General features: G+C 42.9%; 1 protein-coding gene and 3 pseudogenes. 1 reads left to right on the top strand and 3 read right to left on the bottom strand.

Going from position 1 to position 2,119, the window contains the following annotated elements:
* Positions 1-58: 58 nt before the first annotated feature.
* Positions 59-484, top strand: a pseudogene (locus Q0541_RS34510) (hypothetical protein); the annotation flags it as partial.
* Here Q0541_RS34510 and Q0541_RS34505 read toward each other — a convergent pair.
* The 3 genes and pseudogenes from Q0541_RS34505 to Q0541_RS19165 all read right to left on the bottom strand — a co-directional run.
* Positions 479-610: pseudogene (locus Q0541_RS34505) on the bottom strand (HNH endonuclease); the annotation flags it as partial. The pseudogenes Q0541_RS34510 and Q0541_RS34505 overlap by 6 nt on opposite strands.
* A 215-nt stretch (positions 611-825) precedes the next feature.
* Positions 826-1,710 carry an ABC transporter permease gene (locus tag Q0541_RS19170; RefSeq protein WP_298913649.1) on the bottom strand — a complete coding sequence of 295 codons (885 nt, stop codon included), beginning with the start codon at positions 1,708-1,710 and terminating at the stop codon, positions 826-828.
* A 9-nt stretch (positions 1,711-1,719) separates the two neighbouring features.
* Positions 1,720-2,119, bottom strand: a pseudogene (locus Q0541_RS19165) (hypothetical protein); the annotation flags it as partial.

The raw sequence follows: 2,119 nt of genomic DNA, 5'->3' as shown, positions 1-2,119 counted from the left end.
TGGAGAAGAGTTTCACGCTCTAATTTCAGAAGCAGGTCTTTTCCCATAATTGTCAAATCAATTAAAAGCTGATTACGAAGCGGGACTTGTAGATTACCAGGAACGGATTGACCAGTTTCTCTCACTCCATACTTGGGAATTATCGCAGGATAAGCAAGAATCTGTAAAAGCCAACTTGCTAAGAGCATTTCCGACTCTGACCGACCTTGAAGACTATTTGCAAGTTGTTATTGGTCGTCCGGTGATTATCCCGGCACTTTCTGAGCAACTCAACCAGCAACAAGCTGAATGTCTTGACCAGATTAGCCAGTTCATACAACAGTATGACCAAAATCTGGAGCAAAGGCTACGGGAATCAGCGATCGCTGGCGGTGAACAACTGGCAGCGCAACTCCTTGAAGAATTGAGCGACTGGGAGCCAGGACGTAAGCCGGTGCAGTTCAAAAAGAAGATGGAAAAACACCTGATGAAAGTGCGGGTGGTGCAGGTGTACTCGTTCCTCACCGATGAATTTCAAACCGCAGGATGCACATTTATGGTTTTGCTTTTTGATAGCAATAGAGGTTTCCTCATCGTAGAGCTTGCTGTTGTGCTCACTCTAGTAAGTTATACCCCTCTTGTGTCACTCTCCGAAAACTTTTGTCATTTATAAATTCTAGAGCTTTTGTATACAAAGCACGGGCTACGCCTACGCTTTGATTATGCCTAAATCCTATAGTTATGACCTCTGAGAGATCGTTGTTTCAGGCACTTGAAAATTCCTTAGCATACAAAAAACCTTTTTTGGCACGGTGATGCCATATGCGATCTCTTGATGGTAAAACTCTATAGTTCTCTAGGATTGGGTCGCCAGCGTAAAACGTAGGCTTCTAGAACACGCACCCCCCAATCGAGTAAAACGCTAATGAATCCCAAAACTACTAATATTGCCCAAGCTTTATCAACGTTCAAAGTTCCCTGTGCTGACATCAACAGATAACCTAATCCCTGCGTTGAACCGATATACTCAGCTACTAATGCCCCTACTAAAGCCATACCCAAACTCGTGCGAATTCCAGCAATTACCCAGCTGAGAACCGAAGGCAATACAACCATATACAACATCTGCCAGCGATTTGCACCCATGACCTGAAAAGCAGAAACTAATTCGCGTTCAATGCTTTGGAGTCCCTGATAAGTTGTAAAAAATATCAGAAAAAAAGCAGCTAAAGCTGATAGTAATACTTTCGAGAGTAATCCTATCCCAAACCAAACAATGAAAAAGGGAGCTAGGGCAATACGAGGTAGAGAATTAAATATCTGAACGTAAGGAAGAGTAATTTTTGCCCCTAATGGAGAATAAGCTAGAACAATTCCGAGACTAATACCGCCAATTATTGCTAAGGCTAGTCCGGTTATCGCCTCTTGAAATGTCACAAAGATGTGCTGAAATATACTGCCACTAAATAATAATTGCCATACCTCTTGGACAATAGCACTTGGTTTACCGACAAGTGTCGGTTCAATAAACGGAGAAATGTTAAATGCTCCTGTGCCAACTTCCCACACTAGTAAAACCACAGCCAGAGGTGTAAGCTGTATCGCTAGTTGTAGTATGCGTTGTCCCCATCGGATTTGATTGGAGTGAGAACGGGGATTTTTTAACTTTTTATTGCTATCAAAGAGAGAAGATTGTCCAAAGGCTAAAATTCTATTGCGGGTAGTTCTCATATTATTCAATTAAGCTTTAAAAAGCGAGAATCCTCGGTCTTGTTGTTGTAATACTTGTGTGGTTAACTCTGACCACATCTCACGTTGGATTTTCTGAAATCTGGGATCGGTACGAATGGCGATCGCCGATCTTTCTGTGGGCAAATCAATCTGAAATTCCTTGACAATTCTACCAGGACGTGCCCTTAAGAGAAATACGCGTTCCGAAAGTGCGATCGCTTCATCCAGGTCATGAGTTACCAAGACAAACGTGCATCCCGTATCACGCCATACTTGGAGGAATTCATCCTGTAAGAGAGCGCGTGTTTGAGCATCCAGACTACTCAGAGGCTCATCAAGTAATACCACATCGGGTGGGAGCAACGCGATTTTGTGAGGTTGGACAAAAAAGGTGCGATCGCTAATAAAT

The sequence above is a fragment of the uncultured Nostoc sp. genome (assembly GCF_937863485.1).
Lineage (GTDB): Bacteria > Cyanobacteriota > Cyanobacteriia > Cyanobacteriales > Nostocaceae > Nostoc.
The sequence above is the reverse complement of the archived record's forward strand: the minus strand, read 5'-3'. Positions and strand labels throughout refer to the sequence as shown.

Excerpts from the sequence above, each read along its gene's own strand:
- Q0541_RS19170 (WP_298913649.1), bottom strand. The coding sequence starts at position 1,710 with ATGAGAACTACCCGCAATAGAATTTTAGCCTTTGGACAATCTTCTCTC.